At 45.3% G+C, this 26388-nt stretch carries 23 protein-coding genes and 1 pseudogene; 6 read left to right on the top strand and 18 right to left on the bottom strand.

Annotation, left to right across the window (positions count from 1 at the left end; genetic code table 11):
- The 7 genes from KOD92_RS10665 to KOD92_RS10635 form a co-directional block, all read right to left on the bottom strand.
- Positions 1 to 2178, bottom strand: a complete 2178-nt coding sequence (locus KOD92_RS10665; RefSeq protein ID WP_215233567.1) for a DUF5916 domain-containing protein — start codon at positions 2176 to 2178, stop codon at positions 1 to 3.
- 36 nt (positions 2179 to 2214) lie between these two features.
- Positions 2215 to 2514, bottom strand: coding sequence for a DUF3817 domain-containing protein (locus tag KOD92_RS10660; RefSeq protein ID WP_215233566.1), 300 nt, complete (start codon positions 2512 to 2514; stop codon positions 2215 to 2217).
- Between the two features lie 139 nt (positions 2515 to 2653).
- Complete coding sequence (gene ccsA, locus KOD92_RS10655) at positions 2654 to 5251, bottom strand: cytochrome c biogenesis protein CcsA (protein WP_215233565.1); 2598 nt, start codon at positions 5249 to 5251, stop codon at positions 2654 to 2656.
- A complete protein-coding gene (locus KOD92_RS10650; RefSeq protein WP_215233564.1) occupies positions 5248 to 5682 on the bottom strand; it encodes a cytochrome c maturation protein CcmE domain-containing protein in 435 nt (144 codons plus the stop codon). The genes ccsA (KOD92_RS10655) and KOD92_RS10650 overlap by 4 nt, the downstream gene beginning before the upstream one ends.
- An 8-nt stretch (positions 5683 to 5690) precedes the next feature.
- A complete protein-coding gene (locus KOD92_RS10645) occupies positions 5691 to 5915 on the bottom strand; it encodes a CcmD family protein (RefSeq protein ID WP_215233563.1) in 225 nt (74 codons plus the stop codon).
- A 71-nt stretch (positions 5916 to 5986) separates the two neighbouring features.
- Complete coding sequence (gene ccsA, locus KOD92_RS10640) at positions 5987 to 6676, bottom strand: cytochrome c biogenesis protein CcsA (protein ID WP_215233562.1); 690 nt, start codon at positions 6674 to 6676, stop codon at positions 5987 to 5989.
- A gap of 45 nt (positions 6677 to 6721) precedes the next feature.
- Positions 6722 to 7393, bottom strand: a complete 672-nt coding sequence (locus tag KOD92_RS10635; RefSeq protein WP_406566165.1) for a heme exporter protein CcmB — start codon at positions 7391 to 7393, stop codon at positions 6722 to 6724.
- 221 nt (positions 7394 to 7614) lie between these two features.
- Here KOD92_RS10635 and KOD92_RS10630 point away from each other — a divergent pair, with 221 nt between their 5' ends.
- Positions 7615 to 7842 carry a FeoA family protein gene (locus KOD92_RS10630; protein ID WP_215233560.1) on the top strand — a complete coding sequence of 76 codons (228 nt, stop codon included), beginning with the start codon at positions 7615 to 7617 and terminating at the stop codon, positions 7840 to 7842.
- A gap of 28 nt (positions 7843 to 7870) precedes the next feature.
- Positions 7871 to 10006 (top strand): ferrous iron transport protein B, encoded by a 2136-nt coding sequence (feoB, locus tag KOD92_RS10625; protein WP_215233559.1) that lies wholly within the window; start codon positions 7871 to 7873, stop codon positions 10004 to 10006.
- Positions 10007 to 10097: 91 nt separating this feature from the next.
- Here feoB and KOD92_RS10620 read toward each other — a convergent pair whose 3' ends face one another.
- The 3 genes from KOD92_RS10620 to KOD92_RS10610 all read right to left on the bottom strand — a co-directional run bounded on the left by KOD92_RS10620 (position 10098) and on the right by KOD92_RS10610 (position 12336).
- A complete protein-coding gene (locus KOD92_RS10620) occupies positions 10098 to 10325 on the bottom strand; it encodes a DUF433 domain-containing protein (protein ID WP_215233558.1) in 228 nt (75 codons plus the stop codon).
- A 171-nt stretch (positions 10326 to 10496) separates the two neighbouring features.
- Positions 10497 to 10775, bottom strand: coding sequence for a BrnT family toxin (locus KOD92_RS27705; protein ID WP_215233557.1), 279 nt, complete (start codon positions 10773 to 10775; stop codon positions 10497 to 10499).
- A gap of 79 nt (positions 10776 to 10854) precedes the next feature.
- Positions 10855 to 12336, bottom strand: a complete 1482-nt coding sequence (locus tag KOD92_RS10610) for an NAD(P)H-hydrate dehydratase (RefSeq protein ID WP_215233556.1) — start codon at positions 12334 to 12336, stop codon at positions 10855 to 10857.
- 238 nt (positions 12337 to 12574) lie between these two features.
- Between KOD92_RS10610 and rplS the strand changes: the two genes are divergently transcribed.
- Together rplS and dapF are read left to right on the top strand one after the other, a co-directional pair.
- Positions 12575 to 12937, top strand: coding sequence for a 50S ribosomal protein L19 (gene rplS, locus KOD92_RS10605; protein ID WP_215233555.1), 363 nt, complete (start codon positions 12575 to 12577; stop codon positions 12935 to 12937).
- A gap of 158 nt (positions 12938 to 13095) precedes the next feature.
- Complete coding sequence (gene dapF, locus KOD92_RS10600) at positions 13096 to 13881, top strand: diaminopimelate epimerase (protein WP_215233554.1); 786 nt, start codon at positions 13096 to 13098, stop codon at positions 13879 to 13881.
- 11 nt (positions 13882 to 13892) lie between these two features.
- Here dapF and KOD92_RS10595 read toward each other — a convergent pair whose 3' ends face one another.
- Together KOD92_RS10595 and KOD92_RS10590 are read right to left on the bottom strand one after the other, a co-directional pair.
- Positions 13893 to 14192, bottom strand: a complete 300-nt coding sequence (locus KOD92_RS10595) for a rhodanese-like domain-containing protein (RefSeq protein ID WP_215233553.1) — start codon at positions 14190 to 14192, stop codon at positions 13893 to 13895.
- Between the two features lie 9 nt (positions 14193 to 14201).
- A pseudogene (locus KOD92_RS10590) lies at positions 14202 to 15335 on the bottom strand (DEAD/DEAH box helicase); the annotation flags it as partial.
- Between the two features lie 164 nt (positions 15336 to 15499).
- Between KOD92_RS10590 and KOD92_RS10585 the strand changes: the two are divergent.
- Complete coding sequence (locus tag KOD92_RS10585; protein ID WP_215233551.1) at positions 15500 to 16342, top strand: hypothetical protein; 843 nt, start codon at positions 15500 to 15502, stop codon at positions 16340 to 16342.
- 6 nt (positions 16343 to 16348) lie between these two features.
- Here the strand turns inward: KOD92_RS10585 and KOD92_RS10580 are convergent, their stop codons facing one another.
- Together KOD92_RS10580 and KOD92_RS10575 are read right to left on the bottom strand one after the other, a co-directional pair.
- Positions 16349 to 18079, bottom strand: a complete 1731-nt coding sequence (locus tag KOD92_RS10580) for a M14 family metallopeptidase (RefSeq protein ID WP_215233550.1) — start codon at positions 18077 to 18079, stop codon at positions 16349 to 16351.
- 14 nt (positions 18080 to 18093) lie between these two features.
- A complete protein-coding gene (locus KOD92_RS10575) occupies positions 18094 to 19251 on the bottom strand; it encodes a lipase family protein (RefSeq protein ID WP_215233549.1) in 1158 nt (385 codons plus the stop codon).
- A 216-nt stretch (positions 19252 to 19467) separates the two neighbouring features.
- Here KOD92_RS10575 and KOD92_RS10570 point away from each other — a divergent pair, with 216 nt between their 5' ends.
- Positions 19468 to 20733, top strand: coding sequence for a cation:proton antiporter (locus tag KOD92_RS10570; protein WP_215233548.1), 1266 nt, complete (start codon positions 19468 to 19470; stop codon positions 20731 to 20733).
- Here the strand turns inward: KOD92_RS10570 and KOD92_RS10565 are convergent.
- The 4 genes from KOD92_RS10565 to KOD92_RS10550 all read right to left on the bottom strand — a co-directional run bounded on the left by KOD92_RS10565 (position 20723) and on the right by KOD92_RS10550 (position 26388).
- Positions 20723 to 21748, bottom strand: coding sequence for a hypothetical protein (locus KOD92_RS10565; RefSeq protein WP_215233547.1), 1026 nt, complete (start codon positions 21746 to 21748; stop codon positions 20723 to 20725). The genes KOD92_RS10570 and KOD92_RS10565 overlap by 11 nt on opposite strands.
- 5 nt (positions 21749 to 21753) lie before the next feature.
- Positions 21754 to 24438, bottom strand: coding sequence for a DUF3352 domain-containing protein (locus tag KOD92_RS10560; protein ID WP_215233546.1), 2685 nt, complete (start codon positions 24436 to 24438; stop codon positions 21754 to 21756).
- A gap of 11 nt (positions 24439 to 24449) precedes the next feature.
- Entirely contained in the window at positions 24450 to 25193 is a 744-nt protein-coding gene (locus tag KOD92_RS10555) for a glycosyltransferase family 2 protein (RefSeq protein WP_215233545.1), read from the bottom strand.
- A 73-nt stretch (positions 25194 to 25266) separates the two neighbouring features.
- Positions 25267 to 26388: an acyltransferase family protein gene (locus tag KOD92_RS10550; RefSeq protein ID WP_215233544.1), complete on the bottom strand. Its 1122-nt coding sequence runs from the start codon at positions 26386 to 26388 to the stop codon at positions 25267 to 25269.

The following is a 26388-nucleotide window of genomic DNA, read 5'->3' as shown; positions in this document are numbered from 1 at the left end:
CTACCAATTCCACCAATAGGTAAGTTTGAGAACCACAGCGCGGTTTTTAACGCGGAAATTTTCAGGAAGGTAGTTGTCCGTGTATACGATAAATAAATCGGAAGCGGGCTTGTATCTCCATTGCAGACGCGCATTCAGGTTGATATTGTCAGCCTGATTGTTGTACTGCATGAATGTGGTGAAAAACAGTTTGTTGGTAAATGTCACATCAACCCGAGGCCCGACGAGCCAGAGCTGCGTCCGATTCCAGGGTTCCGGCAGGCGGATATCGTTATAATTTCCAGCCATCGTAATCGCTACGTAAGGTTGCACGCGGTAACCGATCTCAGCGCGTAGGTTGTTCCGGTGCCCGTTTTGATAATAGCCACCAAATATGCCCGATGTTAGGAATGTAAGCCGGTTTTGTGGTCCTGAAACAATATCGAAACCGGTTGCTTTCCAGCTGTGAATGCCTCCGGTTGGTAACGTAAAGCTGCCCAGGTTAGTCGGGTCGAACGGGCGTAGTAAGCGGATGTTGTAACTTCCACCCCACACAGAAATCGTCGCGCGGTTGATAAAATTGATATTATAGGAGAGCGTAAATTCTTTGTCGCTGACATTAAATTTTTTGTCCCAATACACATTGCTGACCAACTTCGGGCCGTGGCTGATGATTTTGGGGGATTTTATAAAAAACAGATAACCCACATTCGGGCTGATCTTGTAGTATCCCATTCGCACTGCATTGGGCACGTAACCTACTTCTGCATTGTAGTTTGCACCCACATATTCGTGCTGCCACTGCCAGAAGAAGTTTGCTTTGTTAAATTTTAAATCTGCCGCGTGCGTGAAATCGTTACCTGTTTTTCCCGGCGTGAAAGATTTGAGGACCATTACCTTACCAGTCCAGAGGTTTTTGGCACTTGCGAGGTTAAACTCCGCGCCCACATTCCGGTTATAGCGATTTGTACCTACATGCTGTTCAGCCGCAAAATTGGTCGCATCTTTATTTACAAAAATGAACCTTACATTGGATCTCGCGAGTACCTGGCGCTGCAATGCAAGCACTGCATAGTTGTTATGCGGGGTAAGCGTGTCGTTTGAGCCGGTTTGCACGTCGAGGAGCCCCACGCGCCAATTTTTGTTGATCTTTCCACTTACCCGCGCTCCAAACTGAATCGGCACGCCCAAACCAATGCGCCGAGAGAAGAACGGCCGGATACTTGCATAACCGAAGTTGGCAAACAGGTCGGCGTTTTCAAGGAAGAACTGCCGGCGCTCGGGGAAGAACAGCTCAAAACGGTCGAGATTGGTTTGCTGCACGTCCACGTCTACCTGTGAAAAATCGGGGTTGACGGTCAGGTCGAGGTTCAGCGAAGGAGTTAATCCAATTTTTACATCACCACCTATTGCGGGCTTGTAATTGGGACGTGAGTCAGTCCGGTAATCTTTCGTCAGCCGCGTCGCGGCGTAGGGGATTACTGAAATATTAGGTCCCGGATTGGGTGGCGGGGTATCCCAAACCAGCACGCCTGTGTAGGCTAGTGAGGCGGAGGGAAACTGCCTTGGTACCGGCGCCCAGGCCGATTTTTCAGAGATAGTAAGGTCCTGCCGGCTAAAATTGATACCCCAGCGTGTGATACCAGGTTTGTACCGAATACTTTTAAAAGGTATTGCAGCTTCCCAAACCCATTTATCATCGTCGTTTTTTACTGCGCTGACCCACTTATTATCCCAGCTGAGGTCCACAGTTCCGCCGTCGCCCTGTTGTCCGTCCCAGGGTGCGCCGGCTGCATTGGCGCCAAATGAGAATCCGTTGGTACGATCGTCGAATGTATCCATGAACAACAGGAAGTTGTCATTTTTACCAAAAGAAAAATCCCTTTTCAGCGATTCTACCACGATCGAGCCTTTTACGGGCTTGTAGTTAATTACCAGAATGTACAGATTGTCCTTATCGTAGCACATCTTCACATCCGTTTGCGCCCTGGAAAAACTGGTATCCATCGGCGTGATCATGAAGAAATTATTGGCAGTTTCCGCCGACGACCATGCAATATCATCGGCAACACCGTCGACTTTCAGATCGGATACAGCGGAGTGAATGTGGTACTGGTAATTTTCATTGGGTTTCTGAGCAACGCTTTTAAATACGATTAAACAGAAAAAAAGGCAGGTTAGGTTAGCTTTGGTTAGCACTTTTCAGGTTTAGGATTTAGGAATGTTGGGGGCAAGCTATTCTCTGAACCACTTGGCGTCAGCGTAAAATGTCCCGAAGGGAATGATCGATGATAAAAATGATAAAAAGGATTTTTTAAACGACCATTCTCTTTCTATTGCGACCTGGATAAGCAGGATCACGAACATGACAAATAGCACTCCATGCGCCATACCGACCGTTTTTACAGCCTGAGGGAGACCAGCAAAATATTTCAATGGCATAGCAATGCCTAATAGCACGAGATAGGAGATTCCTTCTATAAATGCGATGATCCGCAGTCGGCCCAAAGGCGATTTAATCAGTTCAGTAACCATATATTAGTGGATTATTGAAAATAGTACATTTTTACGTAAAGATACATACAGAAGCTTTTGGGTGCGTTTCTATTTTGCACTCAGGGCATAAAAAAAGGGTTCAGCGTATCACTGAACCCTTTTTATCATATATCTAATCTCAGGCCGTAACCACTTTTGATTTTGTCTTGGGCGTAGCAGCCGAAGCCGATTCCCTGTTTCTCATTTTGATGAAATCCTTAAACCTCCGGATCGTCGCCATCACAAAGCCGATCACCAGTACGAATGTACCGAGCCAAAGGATATTAATGAGCGGTTTCTCGGTGGCCTTCATGACGATAAAATCACGTTGGGTGGTATTGACACCGAAGGTAAACTGACCGGTTTGCGGGTTGATTTCCTGGAATTGCAAACGCATACCCAGCTCATTGCTGGTCTCGGGCTTGCGGGCTACCATTCTGTCGCGGATCACGAACGATGGCGTGATTACAAATTCTTTGTCTTTATCCAGAATGCGGACAATCGCTTTCACAGCCGCGTCGCCCTGGCCCAAAGTCACACCTTCCACTTCCTCAGTCCTGACTACGTTATCAAGGATTGCGACATAATCATTAACAAAGAAAGTATCCCGAAGATTGACGGTAAAGTTCTCAGTCTGGCTCCAAACGGGCTCGGCAGTCGGGTTAGTAACCATCGAAACGTAGGTATACAAATCCTTATCAACCTTGCGCTGGATATCCGGCGATGAAACAATGCCGCCCATGCGTGGGTTGATTTGTACGCGGGGGAACAAGGTGAATATCCTGCCGGAAGGCTCGCGGTATTCGATTTCATAGTAGAAGTTCTCAGGGAAAATCTCGATCGTGTCACCCTTTGAATTGTATTTCTTGCCATCGACTTCAATGTCGCGTAATGCAACAGCGTGGAAATCGCCTTCTACGATATCAACCCAGCTTTTTGGAATGTAGCCCGGAATGTGGCGCGGCTCCACGCGGACATCGCGCCAGGTGAGCATATAATCGCCCATTTTCTCTGCCTTATTAAGCCAGAGCGTAATATTTTCCTTGTTCTCCTTGTTGTCGTTGCTCGTAAACTCTTCACTCCGGGAGATCATTAAACCCGAATTATTGATCGAAACAACCCTTGTGTAGGCAGAAGAAAAGAGGATACCGACAAGCATTAACGCAACGCCAATGTGCGTAACCGCGCCGCCAGATAATCCGTAGTTACCTCTCATGATATTGAGCAGAATAGTACCGTTTGCAACAATCGCAAAAATGGCGGTTGTGAGCAGGACGATGTACTGAATGTCTTTTACACCCTTGAAAGTGATCACCGCCGCACTGATCAAAAGTGCGATCAGTAGTGGGTTATAGAGCGCCTGCAAGTTTCCTTTTCCGGTTCGTTTCCACCAGAAAAACTGTCCGATACCCGTTAATGCGATGATCAGCGAGAAGAACCAGAGCTGGAACTTGTTATAATGCGCGATCTGATCGGCGGGTAATGCCATATTCAATACAGTACCAAATGCTTCTGCGATCTTGTTGTAAACCGGGATTGAAGTGGTTGCAAGTATTTGAAAACCAGACAAACACAATAAAGTCGCTCCGATGAATATCCAGAATTCCTGTGAGTAAGTGGAAACTTCTTCTTCGTCACTTGGCAGCGATTTCCAGCGGTATATCAATAATCCGATCGAAACGATGGTGAATGTGAGCAGATAAATCAGCAGCTGGCCGGATAGACCCAGATCGGTAAACGAGTGAACCGATGCATTTCCCAAAACCCCGCTTCTCGTCATGAATGTAGAGTAGAGGATCAGGATAAATGTGGCAATCGTCAGTATGAAAGAAGTTTTCAATGCAGTCGCATTCCTTCTTGCAATGATCATCGTATGCACAGCCGCCACCAATACGATCCAGGGAACGATAGACGAATTTTCCACGGGATCCCAGTTCCAATAGCTACCAAAGTTGAGCGTTTCGTAAGCCCAATAAGCGCCCATTAAAATACCAACTCCTAAAACCAATGCTGAAAAAAGTGCCCACGGCAATGCAGGTCGAACCCAATCCTGGATTTTCTTGGTCCAGAGTCCGGCGATAGCGAAGGAGAATGGGATCAATGTAGAAGCAAAGCCGAGGAACAGGGTAGGAGGGTGAATCACCATCCAGTAGTTCTGCAACAACGGATTCAATCCATTTCCGTCTTTGGGAATGAAATTGGCGTCCATTTTGTAAACCGGCAGATCCGGCATTACTTCTTTAAGCAGCAAGAACGGCGTAGAACCAATCTTTACATCAAGCCCGGGAATAACAACACCCAGGATCATGGAAGTAAGAAATGCCTGAACCAATGCAAAAACGGTCATCACCGGCGCTTCCCACGATCTGTTTGAGAATATCAGAATACAGCCTAAAACCACATTCCAGAAGATCCAGAGAAGGAAACTGCCTTCCTGATCCTGCCAGAAACTGGAAATGGTGTAACCAGTCGGGAGCGAAAGCGAAGAGTTTTTCCAGGCGTAATGGTACTCAAAATAATGGTTACCAATGATCCAGTAAAGCGAGAATACCACACCGACAACCGCCGCAACGTGCACGTAAAATATCATACGTGCAAATCGTTTCCAGGTTATCGTTTCTTCGATAGTAGCAGAAGAAGTCCCGGATTTAAAATAAGCAAAGGTTGCAAAGAGCGCACTAACAAATGCAACAATAACCAGCAGGTGACCTGCACTTCCTATTGTACTGTGGATCATGATTTTGCAGCAGTATGTTCAGTGGTTTCCATTTTCCCGTTTTCATATTTGGACGGGCATTTCATCAGAATTTTTTCGGCTGAGAATGTGCCATCTTTCATTTTTCCAACCACAACCACCTGTTCTGATTTGTCGAAATCCTGCGGTTTTGAGTTTTTGTAAACCACCCGCTGCTCTACATTATTATTATCTACCAATGTAAATACGAACAGGTTTGGATCAATTTCAGGCTGATATTCCATTTCCAGGATCTGGCCCACCGCATCTTTTTTCAGTTTTCCTACCACGTGAATGCTTTCATCGTCACCATCCTGCGCCATGGTTTTGGCTTTGGTAAAATCGACGTAAGTGCTTGCGTCCCCGGCAGTTGAGACAATAATTCCTATTGCGACGGCTATAATGATAAGCCCGAAAATCTGTATCTTTTTCATCGGTTATACTACTTGATATTTAATTCCTTTTCAATTTTCCTAAGCTTACTATCGATCCGCAGCATATTGACTGCTATTCCGGCAAAAACGACCGCAATCACAGCCACCACGACCCAGATCTTACCATCTTCGCGCAGCTTGTCGGCCATAGGAACAGCTTGTTCCGAAGCTTGCGCAAACAATTTATCAGTAATAAGAAGCAGGGTCAGCAGGAGGGGAAAGATCCGTTTCATGGTAATTCTTGAATTGCTCAAAATCTTAACGAAATTTTGATTTGAAATGTTTATAAAATCTTTAAAAAGGCTCAATGCGTTACGTGGCCAGCTGAATCGGGGATTTCTTCCCTTACCCGGTTAATGCGTTTCATCCGGATCCGCAGTTCGGCGAGCCACAATCCGAGCAATATGTAACCGATCACGGCCGGGTAAAAAACCCTGCGGATGCTGTTGTCGAAATCATAGGAGCCGAAAGTACTGTTGCCGCCGCTTCCAGGGTGCAGCGAGTCGGTGAGGCGGGGAAGAATGTAAATGATCGGGATAAACACCGCAAATGCGAAAATGTTGTAAACAGACGATATCCGGGCTTTACGCTGCTCGTCTTCAAAAGAGCTTCTCAGCAACAGGTAAGCCAGATAAATTAGTATTCCGACCGCGGCGCCATTCAATTTAGGATCATTTGGCCAGGGATCGCCCCAGGTGTAATTGGCCCAGATAGAGCCGGTTAAGCAACCGAGAATGCCGAAGAAGATCGCAGATTTAGCCAGCTCACTCGCAATATCATCGTCGTTGATCCGCCCTTTGATCAGGTAGCGGACCGAAAATACCATGGAAGCAAACAACAGGGTGGTCATTGCAAGCCAGAGCGCCACGTGATAGTAGGTATTGCGGATGCTTTCGTTGATGATCGCCAGATGCGGCACCTCGCCCATTAATCCCATCACGATCACATAAAATATGATCACGATACAAAGGATTTTCCACCAGATCTTTCTCATTTTGAGTCTTTTTACTAAAATTTTAACCCAGCCTTTTTTCGAAAATCAACTTCTCCACAAATAAGGAAAAAGCAGATAGCTGAGCGTTATTACTATGAGATCAATAGATAATAGTGTGGTGATTTCGTCTGTACTGACCGACCAGTCCAGTCCGTCGAGCGCATTTTTTGCCAGCTTGATGGTCATCAGAAGCATAGGCAGGATAAGTGGGAAACTCAATACGGCCATCAAAGTCGCACTGTTGTCAGCTTTGGAAGCAATACCGGCTACCAATGTCAACACCGATGCAAATCCAATCGCAGCGAGCAGGATACTCAGCAGGTAAAGACCAATGTCACCGACCGGATTCCCCATTACGAGCGAGTAAATTCCAAATCCAATACCCGACAACGTCAACATAATGAGTGAGTTGTAGATGATTTTGGAAATGATGATTGCCTGTGGACTGCAAAGGCTGTAATAGTAGATCAGTCGACCGTAACGTTCCTGGGAAAAGCTTTTTGCAACCGCATTCACCGCCGTGAAGAGAATAATGATCCAGAAAAGGGTATTCCAGACGATCGGAGTGAGCTGGTTGCGGCGTAGACTAAAACTGAGATAAGCCACGAAAACGGTACTGACCACGTACAGCAACATGCCGCTGAGTGCATATTTCTGCCGCCATTCCAGCGTTACTTCTTTCCAGATAAGGGTTTTGATCTCGTTCAAATCTCGCAATCGGCTATCAGCGGGCAGCTTTTTTCAATTAAAATCCTGATAAAAGATTCCCTGTTTCAAACTGCAAAAATACGACATAAAGGCCGAGGGAAATAATAAAACGGTCATGATTTTGGGTGATCGGAAGCAGAAACGCGGCATATTCCAGCCTAAAATATTTGAATTCCGGGCGGATAGTGCTTAATTTGTGGTTTAAATAAAATGAATCTAAATAAGAATAAATGCAACTGAAAACGGTATCGCAGCTTCGTAAAGGTGAGACAGGAATTATAAAATCCTTTACAGATAGTGCATTGTCGTTAAAGTTGCTGGAAATGGGTTGTCTGCCCGGCTCGGAGGTGCGGCTTGACGCTATTGCTCCGCTGGGCGATCCGATTTGCATTAGTGTAAGTGGTCAGTATAGCTTGTCTCTGCGCCTGAATGAGGCATCCGTGATTGTGTTAGAGTAGATTTACAAGTTGTTTATTAAATTCTCCATTGAAACAAGGAAATATAAAAGTTGCGCTGGTAGGTAACCCGAATGCTGGCAAATCGACATTATTTAATGCATTAACCGGTTTACGTCAGAAAACAGGCAACTTTCCGGGCGTTACAGTTTCTAAGAAATCGGGTACTTTCCGAATCCCTGCTACCGACGGACTTGCTGACAAAAACGTCGTGCTCGTCGATCTTCCCGGACTTTATAGCATTTATCCCAAATCCAAAGACGAGGCGATCGTCATGGATATCCTCGCAAATCCCAAACATCCAGATTTCCCGGATGTGGTGATCGTCGTGATCGACGCGTCAAATCTTCAAAGGAATTTATTGCTCTTCACGGAGATCCGCGACCTCGGGATACCGTCGGTGGTTGCATTGAATATGTTGGATGTGGCGGAGAGTATGAGCCTGACTGTGAATGCAGTACAGCTTGCCATGCAATTGCAGGTGCCGGTGGTGAATATCAATGCGCGTACGGGGAAAGGTGTTGATAAGTTGAAAGAGGCAGTTCATCAGGTTTACCAGAAAGAAGAGCAGCCGGTTCTTGCCAATTTTTACGAGCCGAAGGAAAGTGAAGTTAGTCTCATAGGAGAAGTTCGCGAGATATATCAGCTTGATAATGATTACGTTGCGCTACAATATGTTTGTCAGCACGATAATTTTTCCTTCCTCGAACAACCAGCGAGGACGCGACTTGACAAGCTGATCGAGAAATATGGTTTTGACGAAAATAACTTTCTCGCGACTGAAACAATTGCTCGCTACGAGAAGATCAAACCGATTGTTTCCAAAGCGGTCAAATCGCAGGGTCAGACCGAACAACCTTACTGGACGAGGAAGCTGGATAGTTTCCTGTTGCATCCGTTCTGGGGTTATGTGTGCTTTTTAATAGTATTGGTCATCGTTTTTCAGGCGATTTTCGCGTGGGCTACTTACCCGAGTGATATGCTAGACGCGGGCATTGCGCAGGTGATCGAATGGACAAAAGCTGCTCTGCCAGAGGGAGTTTTGAATGACCTTATTACTGACGGGATATTGGCTGGTATTGCTGGGATAATTGTCTTTATTCCACCGATTGCGATACTTTTTGCATTGGTATCCCTGTTGGAAGAATCGGGATATATGGCGCGGGTGATGGTGATCATGGACAAGCTAATGCGCCCATTTGGATTGAACGGAAGAAGTGTTGTTCCACTTATATCCGGCGCAGCTTGCGCAGTGCCGGCGATTATGACCACACGGAGTATTACGAGCAGATATGAAAGGTTGCTCACAATCCTGGTGACACCTTTAATGAGCTGCTCAGCGCGGCTTCCTATTTACACGATTTTGATCGCGCTTGTCATTCCTTCAACAACCGTTTTCGGTTTCCTTAATTTGCAGGGACTGGTTTTACTTGGTTTATATGCATTAGGATTAATAGGCGCGCTGTTCTCGGCCTGGCTGCTCTCTCTTTTTATTCCTAGAAAAGAAACCAGCTATTTTATGCTGGAAATGCCTTCCTATAAATTGCCGCGCTGGGGCCACGTCGCTTATACGATGTATGATAGTGTAAAATCTTTCGTGGTTGAGGCTGGGAAGGTGATTATGGCGATTTCCATTGTGCTTTGGGTATTAGCGAGTTATGGTCCTGGTGATCGCATGGAAGTTGCTGAACAACAAACTATTGCGAAAATGCAAAATGCACCTCAGGAGCAGATCGACGCGGCAGTATCGTCTGCCCGCCTGGAACATTCTTACGCGGGACATTTCGGCCGCTTCATCGAGCCCGCGATCCGGCCTTTGGGGTATGACTGGAAAATCGGTATTGCATTGCTGGCGTCTTTCGCCGCGCGGGAAGTTTTTGTGGGTACGATGGCGACTATATATAGTATCAGCGGAGATTCGGAAGATGTACCGACGGTGAAGGAGCGGCTGATGCAGGAAAAAAATGCAGAAACAGGCCAGCCTATGTTTACGCCTGCTGTTTGCTTCTCGCTGTTGATGTTCTACGTTTTCGCAATGATGTGTATGAGTACGATCGCAGTCGTACAGCGCGAAACCCACGGATGGAAATGGCCGTTGATCCAGCTGGCATACTTAATGGTACTCGCGTATGGGTCTGCGTTTGTGGTTTATCAGTTAATGAGTTGAGCGCATTTAGAAAGTATAAATGACCGGAGCTTCTCCAAGCTCAGATATTTGACAAGTTTGATCGAAATATGCACGTCGCAGATGAAGTCCATTACGCAGCCTGACTAATCAATCTTCCCGAAACAAGCATTTTGGCGTAGTTCAAACTTGCCAGAATGTCTTCCCTGACCAGTTCGGGGTGATCTTCAATGATTTCATCTATTGACATTCCCGAACCCAGCATGTCCATAATTACTTCAACCGGCCACCGCATTCCTCTAATAACCGGTTTGCCGTGACATATATTAGGGTCTATTGTGATTCTTTCCAGATGTTGCATATCAAGATTATATTGTCAAATGATTAGTTGATGAGTTAAGTGGTTTGCATATCCTTTAACTCGATCTTTTTATGACGTGACAGGAGACATAATGCTGATAGATCACTTTGCAAGATCTGATCGAAATCTCTTAGTCTGACATTTTTGGGAATGTCTTGGACAAAGAAAGTTTTAGCGCTCTTTGTTGTAAAATTCCTTTTCTTTTTGCCGGGCAATTCTTGTCCCGATGATCCTGACTTTTCCATCTCTAATAATAAAATAAGAAGTTAGTATTCTTTCAAGATAGCTTCGACCAATACAAAGAAAACGAACTTCCTTTGATCTGTTACTAATCATGACCAGTTTAACGGGATCTTTGAAAATACTTTCGGCTTCCAAATTACTAATGCCGTGCTTTTTTTCAGACTTACTTTCGTTGCCGGTATCCCAAAAAAATTTCAGTGGTGCCAATATGTGATCGAGCTATGTTAGGAGTTCCTCCTTTAGACGCCCGATCCTTTAACTGGTAACGCTAAAAAGCAAAAAATGTTTACCAACCCAAATTCTCAACAACATCCGACGCGATCAGGGCGATTTGTCCTTTTTGTTCGGCGGCGCGGTCGCCGGCTAGGCCGTGCTGGTAAACGCCCAGGATAGCGGCTTCGGCGGGTTTGTATTTTTGAGCTAATAAGCTGGTGATAATGCCGGTTAATACGTCGCCGGTACCGCCGGTTGCCATTCCCGGGTTTCCGGTGGAGTTGAAATGTACTTCGCCATTTGGGAGGATTACCGCCGTATTCGCGCCTTTTAAGCAAATTATCACCTGATATTTTCCCGCAAAATCCCTGGCCAGTTCCAGTCTTTCATATTCATCGCCGCTTTCTCCGGCCAGGCGCTGGAATTCTTTTGGGTGTGGAGTGAGAATAGTATTCGGAGGTAACTTATCAAGCAAACTTCTGTTGCTGGAAAGGATATTCAATGCATCTGCATCAATAATAAGGGGCACTTTGACCTGATCCAGCAACTCTTCCAGCAATGCAATTGTAACCGGCTCCTGCCCTACGCCCGGCCCAATTCCCACTGCCGAATAAGGTTCCAGGTCGGGAAACTGGCTGATATGTCTGTCATTTTTGTCAATTGAAACCATTGCTTCCGGTGATGAGATCTGTATAATGTCATATCCGCAGACCGGAGCATGCATTGTGAGCAGCCCCACTCCCGATCGAAGACAGGCTCGCCCCGATAAAACTGCCGCACCCATTTTACCAAAACTACCAGCCAGCAGTAATGCGTGACCGAAAGTCCCTTTATGCGAGAATTTGCCACGTGGCTGAATAAGTTTTTCAGCTGCTTTTTTATCTGTAAACCAATAGGGTGTAGGCAACTCCTGAATATATTTCCCGCTCAGCCCAATATCCACAACATGCCACTCGCCGGTAAAGCGAACATTTTGAGGAAGTAAAAAAGCTAGTTTCGGAAGTTGAAAAGTCACTGTATGATCTGGCTCAATAATCGGGTCATTTTCCCCATTTGCCTTATCCATATATAAGCCACTCGCAATATCTACCGACACAACCTTGTTAGGCAGCGCATTGATTTTGTGAATAATGCCGGCAAGCAAACCCTCAGCCGGCCGAGACAAACCCGATCCCAGCAATGTATCAATACACACTACCTGAGACGAAAGTGTCGGGAATTGATCAGCTGAGCTTATAAATGCGAGATTCAAGTGCGTTTTAAGCCGATCAAGGTTTTGCGTAAAATCGTCGGAAGCATTTGGCGTATAATCTGCAACTACAACCTGCACATCGTAACTCAACTGGCTCAGCAGCCGCGCGATAGCCAGTCCGTCGCCACCATTATTTCCTTTTCCGCAGAAAACACATACCGGGCGCGTATTCACAAACTGGTTACAAAACCAACCCACAAATGCATTGGAAGCCCGTTCCATCAAGTCGAGAGAGGATATTGGTTCATTTTGTATGGTGAATTGGTCGAGCGACCGGATCTGTGCGGAGGTCAATATTTTCATAATTCTGATAGCGTCTATTTAAGTTTGTGTGTTAAATGTCTGTGCCAACCGGTTGACTTTCACGAATCGGTCCTGCAAACCTTCATGGAATATTTGCAATTAATGCTTTTCAAAGCTTTTAGATAAGCGTAAATAATCTTAGCTTTGCACTCGTTTTTCCCTGGGTTGTTTTGAATGAAGGGGCGTCACCCCATCCGCTGAGAACAAGCTATTACTTTAAATCTATAAAGCATTCGTCATGAGTGAACTTATTAAACTCGTAGAAGCTACGATTGAAAATCGTAAATCCGAGTATCCTGATTTTGGATCAGGCGACACAATTAACGTACACGTTAAGATTCGTGAAGGTAACAAAGAGCGTGTACAGCAGTTCCAAGGTACTGTTATGCAACGCCGCAATCTTAATTCAAGTGGTGAAACCTTTACAGTACGTAAAATATCAAACGGCATAGCTGTTGAACGCGTTTTCCCAATTCTTTCACCAAGTATCGCAAAAATCGAATTGATTCGTCGCGGTAAGGTGCGTCGCTCACGTTTGTTCTATCTGCGTGGACGTCAGGGTAAAGCTGCTCGTATCAAAGAGCTTAAAGTAGCGAAGTAATAACTTCTCTCTAAAAATTTAAAACCCTGCAGGTGATTTTTTCTTGCAGGGTTTTGTTTTTAAATAGACTGCCGGTTTTAACCGGCGGTAATTAAGAAATCCCTATTTTTTTAATTTTCGTTGGTTTCAACCGACGGAAAAAGCCGCAGAACAGAACTATGAAAATTCCTTTTTACAAATACCAGGGCACTGGAAACGACTTTGTGATGGTGGACGATAGAAACCTACAATTTCCGGTTTCAAAGGAATTCATCGCCTCCATTTGTCATCGCAGGTTTGGGGTAGGCGCCGACGGGTTGATTTTGTTGCAAAATGCCGAAGGCTACGATTTCAGAATGGTCTATTTCAATGCAGATGGGGGAGAAGGAAGTATGTGCGGTAACGGCGGCCGCTGCGTTGTTCAGTTTGCGAAAGATCTGGGTTTATTTACTGATACAACCAGATTTATCGCAGTCGACGGCGAGCATGAAGCCAGCGTTGACGGAGATATTGTTAGGTTGAAAATGTCTGGCGTGAAGGATTTGGAGCGCTACGATGAGTTTGATTTTATGAACACCGGCTCGCCACATTATGTGACGTATGTGGACGATGTTACAGAAGTCGATGTCGTGAATATCGGTAGCGAAATACGTTACGGTTCCGTTTATGGCCCGAAAGGCGGCACTAATGTGAATTTTGTAGAAGTAATCGAAGGTAATCACCTCAGCGTGAGAACTTACGAGCGGGGCGTGGAAGACGAAACTTACAGTTGCGGAACCGGCGTTACTGCCTGCGCATTGTCAGCTCATTTAAGAAAAGGTTGGGTAAGTCCAATCAAAGTAGAAACGATCGGCGGATCGCTGGAAGTAGCGTATTCCAAAAACTCCGAATCCGGGTTCAGCGACATATATTTGATTGGCCCTGCTGTGAAAGTATTTGAAGGAGATTTACCTGCCGGGTCGTAAAACCTGGCAAGTTAATCTCCTAATATACCTCCGTGAACGTGCAGAATGCTTTTCTCAGACCATTCCGGTACCCGGCAATAATCCATGGCAGCCACTTTGCTGCGCACGCCATTTGTGCAAATCACAACTATTGTATTATAGCTATCTAGTAGTATTCGTTTTTCGCGTATTTCCGCCAGCGGGATATTAATCCCCCCTTCATTGAACTCCTCAAATTCCCAGGGTTCACGCACATCAACGAGTACCGAACCAGATTCTTTTAGTAGTTCCAGTGCTTCTGATAATGGTATATCCGAGTAACTGCGGCGCATTTATTTCTATAATGCGTAGGGATGATTGCTTTCAACAGGGATGTTTTTCGCGATCAATTTGTGGATATCACGCAAAAACAGTTTCTCTTCCCGGTCGCAAAACGAAAACGCAATTCCTTTCGCTCCCGCCCGGCCCGTTCTGCCTATTCTATGCACATAAGTTTCTGGTACGTTAGGGATTTCGTAGTTGATCACATGCGTAAGATCGTCTACATCAATTCCTCTCGCGGCAATATCGGTCGCAACCAAAACCCTGGTAGTCTGGCTTTTGAAGTTCTTTAATGCATTCTGACGCGCATTCTGGGACTTATTACCATGAATAGCCTCCGAAGTAACGCCCGCTTTTCTCAGCACTTTTACAACTTTATCAGCACCGTGTTTGGTACGGGTAAAGACAAGCGCAGTCGAGATAGACTGGTCTTTCAAAATGTGCAGAAGCAGATTGTTTTTATCCGATTTATCAACAAAGAATACCGATTGCCTGATCGTATCGGCCGTAGAAGAAACCGGGGTAACCTCCACTTTAACCGGCTGAATAAGGATCGTATTGGCCAGCGCAACAATTGCCGGCGGCATCGTAGCCGAGAAAAACAGCGACTGCCTTTGCTGTGGGAGAAGCTTGATCACTTTTTTAACATCGTGAACAAATCCCATGTCGAGCATGCGATCGGCTTCATCCAGTACAAAAAATTCAAGTTGATTTAACTTTATAAAACCCTGAGTAATAAGGTCAAGCAATCGACCAGGCGTCGCTACGAGGATATCAATACCCTTTCGCAATGCATCAGTTTGTGGTTTTTGACCAACACCTCCGAAAACCACGGTGTGTTTCAAGCCGGTATAGCGACCATACGCAGCAAAACTCTCGCCGATCTGGATCGCCAGTTCACGCGTCGGAGTTAATATCAATGCCCGAATTCGCTGTCTTTCCGAATTTCCAACCGGCTTATTATGAAGCAATTGAAGCATTGGTATTGCAAAAGCTGCCGTTTTTCCTGTACCGGTCTGCGCGCAGCCCAGCAAGTCTTTTTGGTCTAAAATAATGGGGATTGCTTTTGCCTGAATGGGGGTAGGGGTGTCGTAGCCTTCTTCTTTGAGAGCCTTTGTAATTGGCTCAATGAGGTTTAATTCCTGAAATGTCATTTGTGTTTTTTAGCGGCCGGGTTGTGACTTGCGGCCAGGATCATACTAATCGGCTTATAGCCGTCGGTATAACAGAACTTCGGGTTTTAACGTTCATTCAAAAAAATCAATCGGTTTTTCCTACTTTGTATAAATTTCAAAAGAACGAACAACTAATTTCAGCCATGATCAAAAACGCTACATTAACATTGCTGCTTTCCCTGGGAATTCTTGCCGCGAGCGCCCAGGATGTGATCGTCAAAAAAGACGGCAAGACCGTTGAAGGAAAAGTGACAGAAGTTGGCATTGACAGGATCACTTACAAAATCAGTAATTCCGAGAGCAGCGCCAATTTCGTGATCCTTAAAAGTGAAGTTTCGCGGATTGAGTTTGACAACGGGCAGACCGTTTTCATCAGCGACAAGCTCGACCGCGGCCGGAGGAGAGGCCTGGGCCCACAGGAAAAACCCGTCAGCCCGCAGGATTCTGAGCCTTTGGGCGGGAATATGATCAATATATCGCCTTTTAAAGCATTGGACAGCGGGCCGGGATTTGGCGTGAGCTACGAAGTCTTATTGGACAAAAAGGGTTATTTCGGTTTGTTATTACCTTTAACGATAACGATTCCGGGAACCTACTCCTACATGGATGTAAGCGACACAAACGGTTCATTCATGTTTTACGTGTCGCCCGGACTAAAAATCTATCCTTTTGGGCAAAGGAAAGTGACATACGCAGTTGGGCCCAGCTTGTTTTTCGGAAGAGGCGAAAGGTGGGACAATAGCGGCACTTACGATCCCACAACCGGAACGTATATTAATGGCGGGCGATCCAATACGATGACGAGAATGGGCCTGATCGTAAATAACTATGTGAATTTCCAGGTTACCCCCAAGTTCCAGATCGGTTTGAATGGCGGGCTCGGTTCCAGGTTTGTTGACAGGGAAGCGTATTCTTCCAGAATTTCTTATACCAGGGGTTTGCAAATCACGGGCGAATTTAATTTCAGCCTCGGTTTTCGCTTTTGACAAACCCTATTTCATTACCCTGAAAACGGGATAACGCAGATATTCTTTCTCTCTGTACGCCGATTGATCGTAAATAAAGTCGAGCTGGGCATTTGCATCTTTTACGAATTCCGGCTCGGCTTTTCTTTTCGCATCCAGTTTTGCTTTGAGCTCCGGCGATTTTTTGAGCAGCTCCGCAGCCAGGTCTTCAAACACATAGCCCGAATAATGTTCCTTCGCCTGCAAAATGGTATCGAAGAAATTCCATTTGAAAAACGAATCGACCGCTTTTGGTTCGAGCGTTTCGATAATATATCTGTTAGTCCATTGATTGACAGGAATATACCAATCGCCTTTTTTGAAAGTAAGTGACTGATTTTCCTTTCTCAGAGATACACTTGTGTGCCAGTAATGTCCCTCAAAAGGTGTTTTCGGCGATTCATAATTTTCAATATAATAGGTCTCAACAGCCATTTCAGTATCATTTTCCAGCTGCTTCATTTCGACTTTATTCAATTTCAGCAATGCGATCACATTGTGCCAGCCTTGCGGGATAATATAAGCCGCTGGTTTGGTCACTTCGTCGAGCGGCACGTAAGTATCGTAAAACGGAATTGTTTTGGTAAAAGGCTTTGTACGGTCGTAATGCAGTCTTTTTTCACCACTTACCTCGCTTGTCACATATTCAGGTTCGTAACCTTTAAACTCTATCTGCGTATTCTTTTCTTTGTTAACCTGCCAGGTAATCGCAAATTTTTCCTGCGTTTTCACCGATTCCTTGGTCTCTTTCCGCAGTTTCAATAGCTGCTCCCGATGCGCAGCCAGGAATTTTATGTTTCCGTGCAGATATGCATAAGTAGACTTGACACGCTGATCGTAAGGCTTCAACATGTGCGTCTCAGTCATTACACCGATTGTGTGAAACAAGGCCGCGTAACCTGTTGAGTACCTCGGCCAGTCCGGAAACTGAACGAATCCTTTATCCGGAGTTTGTCCCCATGAATTCACATAAGGCGTCGCTTCATAGCCGGCTTCTTTGAGGTGCTTGTACATATAAGGCAGAAAAACTTCCTCATTAAACGTTCCGAGCTGGCCGCCCAGCTTGTCTTTCTGAGCATAATCCAGCGTCATTACGTATTGATAATCAGCTCCGTTGCTCACGTGGGTATCGGCAAAAAGATCAGGATCCAGCTCGTGAAAAATAGCGGCAAAGCTTCGCGCATTCCGGGTATCACTTTTGATAAAATCGCGGTTCAGGTCATAATTTCTGGCGTTTCCCCGAAAGCCATATTCTTCCGGCCCGTCCTGATTGGTACGTGTGGTACTGTTCCGGTTCAATGCGCCGCCGATATTGTAAAATGGAATTATTGCCAGCACCACATTTTCCAGTTCAGGAAACTTCTGAGGATTGGTAGCAATATCCCTGAGCAGCAACATCGACGCGTCGACACCATCCGACTCTCCGGCGTGTATCGCATTGTTGATCAGCAAAATAGCCTTGCCCTGGCTTTTTAATTTCCTAATATCAAATTCCTTATTTTTTGAATACAATACCAAATGAAGAGGCAGGCCGCTGTCAGTAGGACCTTTTTCAGTGATCTGGATTTGCGGGAAATTTTTAGCCAGCTTTTGATAAAAAGCAATACCCTCCTGATATGTCGGAGTTTGCTTCCCGCCACTTAGCTCAAAGCGGGTTTGATACTGAGCGGTCGCTGGAAAATAGAGAAATAAAGTTAGAGCAAAAGCAAAAAAGCGCATTGATATAGGCTGAATTAGTATTTGTATCTATCCATCAAATATAGATAAGGCTCTGTAAGATGGTGAACGAAAATGGTTTTCTTTGAGTCAGGAAATTTCTTATAATACTCAGCATCAGGCATTAACATAATTGTGGGCCCGATCCTGACATAGTTGCTGGTCTTCGCATAAACCGGCGGCTGAAATTCAGGAAGTATCTTTTGAACCGACTTGGAAGCGTAATTCCCAAGATACTTTACATAGTTCCGCTGCGCCTTCATGCTCGGATTCCGCATTTTCTTATAGGCGTGTTTCAACGCAATTCTGGCAATCAGCTTCTGCTTTTTCACCACCGCGTCAATATTCTGAAAAGGATTTGTTTCATTAAAATCGTCCAGCGTTTGCACCGAGAACGGAACTTCCGGGATCCAGTCGGCTGCATTGATTACCGTATATCCCCAACCTCCGTCGACCAAATGCTCGTATTCATAGGCATAGTACGTATTGCCCGCCTTCGGAGCCGCGCTGCAATAGGTTTTGAAACGAATATCCTTTGGAAGTTTTCCCTGTTTTTGAAGTGAATATAAATGTGAAGTAAGCAGAAATGCGATCGCGCCGCCCTGGCTGTGGCCCATGATCAGAAATTCACGTGTGCCTGTTTTATAGGAAGAGTCGATTTTCGGAACAATATCCCTGGCCAGAAACGCAGTTCCTGCCAGCCAGCCAATATGGACAGCCGCTTTCGGGTGATCTGCCAGATCGTATTGAAATGTAAAGGAATTGCTCATTTTCAACTCTCCTTTGGCAGGTACCATCGCGGCGTAAAAATTTTCAAGCCAGCCCACCGGCTCCTGGGTAGTACCCCGCACATTGATCGCCGCAGTTGTCGCATTCTTCCGCCACAAGCCCCATTTATTATCAAGCCCCATTACCGCCGACTGATACACCTGCTGGAACTGCGCTGGTTTCGGCGTTATAAATTTCGGGCGTGTTGTGTCCGTTTTAGTCGAATCGTACAGGAGCACGTGCATGTAGAAAAGCTCCTTGTACTCCGCTTTGTCAAAGCCGGGGCGGAGTGCGGGGCTCAATTTTTGCTGCGCCATTGCCGGGCTGAGAAGTAACAGACAAATGACGAGACACATTTGCGACCTGCGCAGATACCTGAATAAAATGAAAAGTAGATGGTTTTTCATGAAGTGCATTGAGGTCAAAACTCCTGCCAATTAGCAATCTTAAATGTAGGAAAGAATCGGGTGAAATGGTATTCTCAGCTCATTCAGGTTACACAAAGTGCCCAAATCAGATCTTTCTAAAGACATTAGAATACCTTTAGAATCGTGTTCACGGCGATGTTTTGCTTGGAATACCCTTTGTCAATTCGCTATTTTTGACTAGCCTAAAAATATTTCATGGAGTTATATTATTCATTTTCAGTTCTCATCGTTCTTTCAGCAATCTTCTCCTACATCAATGCAAGGTTCCTAAAACTGCCTGCGTCAATTGGTGTAATGGTCATCGCGTTACTCGTTTCAATCGGGCTGATTGCGACTGATAGTATGTTTCCGCGCATATTTCTGCGCATTTCGACGCTCATTGCCAGCGTCGACTTAACCGAAATTTTAATGGGCGCAATGCTGAATTTTCTGCTGTTCGCCGGCGCTATCCATATTCACCTGGAAGATCTCCGCGAGCAGCGACTTCCGGTAATCGTATTCTCGACTGTCAGCGTGGCGATTTCCACGTTTGTGATCGGATTTCTGATGTTTTATCTACTGCCTTTTACAGGTATTCAAATTCCTCTGATCCAGTGTCTCGTATTCGGCGCGCTGATTTCTCCCACCGACCCGATCGCCGTTTTGGGGATTTTGAAACAGGCGGGCGTACCCAAATCACTCGAAACAAAAATCGCCGGCGAATCCCTTTTTAATGACGGGATGGCGGTTGTGGTTTTCATTTTAATGCTCGCAATGGCGAGAGGGGAGGAAGTGAACACATCTTTCAGCGGAATTTCCATGTTACTGATCAAAGAAGCGCTCGGTGGGATCGCACTGGGCGTGGTACTCGGATTTATCGGATCTCAAATGATCTACCGCGTCGACGGCTATAATGTGCACGTTTTGATCACACTCGCGATCGTAATGGGCGGGCACCTGGTTGCGCAGGCTATGCACATGTCAGGTCCGCTGGCGATGGTCGCGGCCGGTTTGGTTGTGGGTAATTATGGTAAAAATCTGGGTGGCGTTTCGGATATCGAGCGCGACTATATCGATAAGTTCTGGGAGCTGGTGGATGAGATATTAAACGCTATTTTGTTCCTGATCATAGGTTTTGAACTCCTTCTAATCCCCGATTTGAAACAATATGGTTGGGCGGGTATTATCGCGATTGTAGTCGTGCTGCTTTCCAGGTTTATCTCCATTTATATTCCTGTCAAACTGATCCCGTTCCGGACGAAGTTTGGAAGGAAATCGATCACAATCCTGGTTTGGGGTGGCTTGCGGGGAGGTGTATCCATTGCGTTGGCACTATCGATCGACAATGAGCTGAACAAAGAAATCCTGCTCGCGATCACCTATTTCGTCGTATTGTTCTCTATTATCGTACAAGGTTTGACAGTCGGGAAATTGACTGCGAGAATGAGCAATGCAGAAGAGGCAGCTGCGGCTAAGGAGTAGTTGCTACCATTCGGTTAATCTCCGTATTTACTTTGTTGAGCCAGAGAAACTGTCCCTCGCAAGTCCAGTGCGAATCTCCTTTCAAATAAGAATGCCGGCCCATTTGGCGAAAATCAGCCAATACATCAATGGTCGGCATTTTTAATTCCGGGTGCTTATAAATGCGCTCGATCAGGCGGTTGTAAACACCATATTCCGGCTGCAATACAGAAACCTTATTGGGAATTATTGAGAGAAATACATGCTCAAAGCCCAGCGAATCGGCGAATTGGGCAGAAGTATTAAGATGGCGGACGATCGAATCAATTTCACTATCCTCTGCTGGCGTAAATGAAGAAGTGATCCCGGAAGTGTCGGTATCCATATAAAACACCATATCCTGATCATCATTCACCAGCGTGACAGATTCGTTGACGCGACGAAAAAGCTTGTATTGCAGATCAGCCTTCCATTCTTTAAAAGTCAGGAAAAAGTCATTTTGAAACAAAAATGCATCGAGACGATCGCGAGTAAAAGTACCGTTGAAAGCATTGTCCAGCTGCGTCATATAACCCGGCGGATCTACCACGGAAATGAAAGTAGCAGTGTCCGGGATCAGGACTTGGATAGGCGCCACCATTTTTTGGCGGAAATGGCGCTCGACCGACTCGATCAAAAGTATATTCGTCTCAGTAGTATCGAGCTTAATGTGCAGGTAATCAGCCCAATGTACGCGAGTATATTTATCTGCAACAAAATCCTTCGGGCCTACGCGCTCTTTTTCCGAAAAACTGTCGCCGATGATATATAGGTGGACTTTTTTTGAATGCGGAGGGCGGGCCGGTGGCGTGTAGCCTCTGCAAGTATCTTTCTGATCCTTAAATTTTGACAAATTGGCCAGCCTGTAAAGATCTCCATATTGATATCCGTCTTTGATCAAATGCCATTCACCCACCTTGGTAAGCAGGTATTGACTCTGGCCAACTGCCCAGATCAGGCACCCAACAACCAATACGACATATTTCAATAGCTTCATTCCTGTCATCGCAACTTTACAGACCAAACCTGAATTTTCTTCTCCGATCTGCTGAATATCAATAATTTATAATATCCTGGTTGATAAGTAAGGCGCACCGGCATTTCCGAAGGAATCGCTTTGTCGCCCAGTCTCTTGCCGCTCATATCGAAAACCGTAGTATAGTTGCCCGACTTAATCGTGATAAACCGGTTATCTACTCCGAAGAAATGGTATTGAATGACAGAATTCGGCAATATATCCTTAATCTCAAAAAGCTCTTTTCCGTCTTTGTTGATAATCGCAATTTTCGAATTTACTGATCTCACCAAAATCCAGTCGAGCGAGTTGCGGTCAGCCACGATCTTGAACGAAGAGCCTGGTTCTGGCCGCAGGAGCTGCCTGCGCGACGTGACTTTCCCGTCCATATTAATGCTGATCAGCTCGCCCGATACGCTCACGCCCACGATCTCCGGCTGCCCGGTTGTTGGGTCCTGTGTCCAGGTAAATGCACTTTCGGACCTCGTCAGAATGTCGACCGGGAAATTTTGCCGCACACTGCCATTTTCCCTCAGTACATAAATCTTACCGTTCTTTTGGGTAACGATAAATCCCTTGTTCCCAATCTGGTTCAATGCGATCACCGGCCCCTGGATATTCTGAAATGCCACCGAACTGTTAAGCCTTCTTACTGGTTTACCGACACTCTCCCAAATGAATAGTTCTTCCGCGGTAGTCTTGATAATGAACCTGTTACTGCCATCATCGCCACCGTCAATCGCGTACAATGCATTAATGTCTGCCGACGAAGGAAGTATGCCTTTGAAAGTAGTCACAACCGTAGAATCGTCTTCGTCCAGCGCATAAACCGTTCTGGCAGTTGCAAATATCCGTTGCTGCCTGCCAATGTTCAGGAAATCGACTTTATAGGAATTCGTCACGATCGGCCCGTCCAGTTTCGCAATTACTTCGGTTTTTCCTTCTCGTAAATTATTGGTTCTGTGCAGGTTATTTTGTTTGTCGGTTAAAAGTATCTCGGAACTTCCATCCACCGGATTTTGCAGCGCAGTCAATTCTGTGTCAAACAGATCCGGCCACTCAATATCGATATTCAGGAAAGTCCGGTTAAGTACTTTGCTGGCTGTCTGGCGTTTTTTTGGCGTAAAAGTGATTTCCGGAAATGCGTTATCACCGTTATATCTGCATTGAAAGGTGACCGATTCCATTTTTGAGATCAGATCGGAATACTTTTTAAAACCCTCGTTTCCAGCTCTGGTCTGCGCTTTTCTCAGGTTGACGATCACCGAAAGTTGCGCTTCGCTATTGGTTTTGGTTAAAATACTATCGTATTCCGGCGACTGTTTCCAGGTGATCTGGTTTTCATAATCAACTATATAATTCTGCAAAACCTGTGAGTTGTTACTGATCACCAGATAAGGCGCGATATAAGTAAAGTAACTTCTCGGAAACCCAGGAAACATCGGTCCATAAAGACCCGAAGGAAGCTCAGGAATAGGCACCGAGTAAATATCATAACCCTGGTACTGATCCACGGAAGCATTGCTCTCAGAATTTGACAGCCGCGCAAGCTTTTGAAGAACAGGTCTCAGTTTGTCATAATTTGAAAATTCAGCCAGCAATATCTTCCCGTCACTGATACTGTTATTCTCTTCGAGTTGACACAAAATGAGCTCAGAACCCAGGTTGTCGATCAGCAGGTTGCTTTCGGCAGAAATGTAATATTTCAACTTGTCCCATGCCGGCGACTTGTGCTTTTTGTGCCACTTTAAAAATTCCTTTTTAAAAGCATCTTTATCAACCACCGCTGAGCGATACAGAAAGGAAGTTTGCTGTGAAATATGCTTGTGGCCAGCAAATGGAATGCCGGGAATATCTTTGAGGATATTGGCCATATAATAGTCAGGCACATCTGCGCCCAGCGATTTTAATGTCAAATTCCCTTTTTTACCCAGTTTTGATTCAATATGAAAATCCTGGTAGCTCGGAAAATTTCGGGCGAATTCTGTGTAGATACCTATCGCATTGTCAGGCGAAACAACCGATTTCCAGGCGTCGTTGCGCAGATAAATGCTGGTACCGAAGTCAGAATCGTCGATACCCGAGAATTTTGACCTTAGCCTAAAAGACTGAATACTGAGTGAAGAAGCGCGTATTGCATCCTCGATCAGATCACCATAGTAACTGACGATCAGCAAATTATCTTCTACCAGATAGGAGAACAGTGGCCGTGAATTGCGGTCGACGATATCGGTAATGCGGCGGTTCTGGAAGTTGTGGTGCAGCGCCCGGATATTTGGATTCTGTGGGCTCGATAGCCACGTTTTTTCCTCCTCAGTTACCGGAATATACATCAATACACCCCATTCCGTGCTGGTGCGCGGGTGATAGGAATAGGAAACTGTTTTTGCTTTGAGAAAATTATGCAGCCTTTTCTTATCAGTAGCGAACAGGTTCAGCAGTGAAAGATTATCACTGGCTACATCGAGTAGCGGCAGGCGCTTAATGTCCATTCCCGCCTCGGTAGCCACATAAGTGGAATCCTGTAAATGCTCACTCGTAATCACCACGACCGCATTGGTAGGAATAAACTTCCACGCAGCCGTAGACCCGCGGGTCCATTTATATAAGAAATATCCTGCTGACGCTATGACGACAATCAACAGGACTATTATAAAGTTCTTTTTTGACACCAGCTTATTTGTTAAGCACGTATCGCCCTAACTTTTTTGTTCAGTTCGAGACGAAAACGCAACAGTTCCTTGAAGCTTCGGATACAAACTTTCCACAGGTTCCATTTCACGATCGAAACGGTTCCGGTTTCTCGGTCCTTGTGCGTAATAGGGATATCAAATAATTCCTGACCCGACTTTTTCGCCATTACCGAAAGAAAAATATTGGGTGCAAAAGGCTCAGGGTTGGGCAACTGGTTCATCAGTTTTTGCAGGAAGCTTCCTTTGATGAGACGGAAAGGGATATTGCTGTCCATAATGAAAGTACCATACACCGTTGATATCGTTCCGCGAAGGAATTTGGTAATAAAAAGGCGCACACCTGCATCGTGACGCACTTCCCGATATCCCAGAATAAACTGCGATTGCTCGCGTTTTTCCCATAACTTTTTAAAATCGTCGGACACGAACTGATCGTCGCTATCAGTCTGAAAAACATATTCAGAGTTCAGTTCCAATGCTTTACGATAACCATTTACCACTGCATTACCGTGTCCGCCGTTTTTCTGGTTGATCACAGTCAGGTTGGAAACTTCTTTTTCCAGTTTATCCAAAAGTACTTTTGTATTGTCTTTGGAACCGTCGTTGATTACAATCAGGGTTGTATTGTCGTTTGGAAAAGTCTTTTTGAGGAAATCTGTCCAATTATAAACTACTTTTTCTATACAATCCTGTTCATTGTATGCGGGCATTACTATACTGAGACGGTATGACATGCAGAATTTTATTTGGTATGGTTGTGCGAAATTAATAAATAAAGCCTGTAACCGGTATACGCCGATTGATTATTTACTTTGCGTACCTGTCCTTCAATGCATTGATCGGCTTTTCAAAAAAATGCCAGGATAGGGACGCTACTGCCACAGTTAAGGCCATGACAACCAGGGCTTCAAAAGCCACTGAGCCTTTTAAATCGGGTACATATTGATATATCTTGTTAAATAAACGCACCGTTGGATGCATTGGACCACTATGGAAATGGTTGTAGACGAAATTATGATAGAGGTATAAACCGTAACTGATCTTTCCGAGGTAAATACTCACCGGATTTTCCAGAAAAGCGGCCATTAATCCATTATATCCCATCACCGCCCGTCCTATCAGGAAAAACCCAAAAATGGACGATATTGTTCTGTCAAAAACGACAAACGAAATATTGAAGCGATTATCGAACGATTTAGACCATACCTGTAACAAAATCCAGGCCAGCAATGCCAATACGACGGGCCACGTTCTTCCAAAAAGCTTACTAAAAAAATCGTTCTTGTAAACCTGCAGCCACGCCATTAACCCGCCTAATGCAAAAGAATCCAGGCACGCAGGCGTACTTACGTAAGTAACGATCCAATCGTCAATACTAAATTCCTGGTTTGCATTGAAATAATACAGCCGAAACAGAATGCTCAATACGCCCATAATTCCCAATACGGGAATGAGCTTGTTTTTCGGGACAAAGAAAATCAGGAAAGGGAAAAACAGATAAACCTGCTCTTCCACGGCAAGTGACCACAAATGGTCCATAGAGCCCATCCAGGTCTTGTTGACCGCCATGTAGATATTAGTCCCGTACAAAGCCAGCCAGCCCACCTGCTCACGCACCGGAGACACATTGAAAATGAATAGCAGCAGGATCACGAGATAGTATACAGGAAAGATCCGTATTGTTCTTCTAATGAGGAACTTACTCAAATATTTTCCAAAGCCGCCGGGTACATTTATGTTCTTATCCCTGCTTTTTAAGAGAATTCTTGAGATCAAAAATCCACTCAGTACAAAGAATATGGTAACGCCCGTTGCGCCCACCGGCACGGAGTTAATTTCTACAAAAAGATGCTCAACAAGGACCAGCGCAATCGCAATGAAACGGATTCCGTCCAGCTGAATAATATGTCCCGACGAATTTGTACGCAT

Origin of the sequence: Dyadobacter linearis, from assembly GCF_907165045.1 — a bacterium.
Lineage (GTDB): Bacteria > Bacteroidota > Bacteroidia > Cytophagales > Spirosomataceae > Dyadobacter > Dyadobacter linearis.
The sequence above is the reverse complement of the archived record's forward strand: the minus strand, read 5'-3'. Positions and strand labels throughout refer to the sequence as shown.

Bases quoted from the DNA above. Each gene is read 5' to 3' on its own strand.
- KOD92_RS10660 (WP_215233566.1), bottom strand. From the start codon at position 2,514: ATGGTTACTGAACTGATTAAATCGCCTTTGGGCCGACTGCGGATCATC.
- ccsA (WP_215233565.1), bottom strand. From the start codon at position 5,251: ATGATCCACAGTACAATAGGAAGTGCAGGTCACCTGCTGGTTATTGTT.
- KOD92_RS10650 (WP_215233564.1), bottom strand. From the start codon at position 5,682: ATGAAAAAGATACAGATTTTCGGGCTTATCATTATAGCCGTCGCAATA.
- KOD92_RS10645 (WP_215233563.1), bottom strand. From the start codon at position 5,915: ATGAAACGGATCTTTCCCCTCCTGCTGACCCTGCTTCTTATTACTGAT.
- ccsA (WP_215233562.1), bottom strand. From the start codon at position 6,676: ATGAGAAAGATCTGGTGGAAAATCCTTTGTATCGTGATCATATTTTAT.
- KOD92_RS10630 (WP_215233560.1), top strand. From the start codon at position 7,615: ATGCAACTGAAAACGGTATCGCAGCTTCGTAAAGGTGAGACAGGAATT.
- KOD92_RS10620 (WP_215233558.1), bottom strand. From the start codon at position 10,325: ATGCAACATCTGGAAAGAATCACAATAGACCCTAATATATGTCACGGC.
- KOD92_RS10610 (WP_215233556.1), bottom strand. From the start codon at position 12,336: ATGAAAATATTGACCTCCGCACAGATCCGGTCGCTCGACCAATTCACC.
- rplS (WP_215233555.1), top strand. From the start codon at position 12,575: ATGAGTGAACTTATTAAACTCGTAGAAGCTACGATTGAAAATCGTAAA.
- dapF (WP_215233554.1), top strand. From the start codon at position 13,096: ATGAAAATTCCTTTTTACAAATACCAGGGCACTGGAAACGACTTTGTG.
- KOD92_RS10595 (WP_215233553.1), bottom strand. From the start codon at position 14,192: ATGCGCCGCAGTTACTCGGATATACCATTATCAGAAGCACTGGAACTA.
- KOD92_RS10585 (WP_215233551.1), top strand. From the start codon at position 15,500: ATGATCAAAAACGCTACATTAACATTGCTGCTTTCCCTGGGAATTCTT.
- KOD92_RS10580 (WP_215233550.1), bottom strand. From the start codon at position 18,079: ATGCGCTTTTTTGCTTTTGCTCTAACTTTATTTCTCTATTTTCCAGCG.
- KOD92_RS10575 (WP_215233549.1), bottom strand. From the start codon at position 19,251: ATGAAAAACCATCTACTTTTCATTTTATTCAGGTATCTGCGCAGGTCG.
- KOD92_RS10570 (WP_215233548.1), top strand. From the start codon at position 19,468: ATGGAGTTATATTATTCATTTTCAGTTCTCATCGTTCTTTCAGCAATC.
- KOD92_RS10565 (WP_215233547.1), bottom strand. From the start codon at position 21,748: ATGAAGCTATTGAAATATGTCGTATTGGTTGTTGGGTGCCTGATCTGG.
- KOD92_RS10555 (WP_215233545.1), bottom strand. From the start codon at position 25,193: ATGTCATACCGTCTCAGTATAGTAATGCCCGCATACAATGAACAGGAT.
- KOD92_RS10550 (WP_215233544.1), bottom strand. From the start codon at position 26,388: ATGCGTACAAATTCGTCGGGACATATTATTCAGCTGGACGGAATCCGT.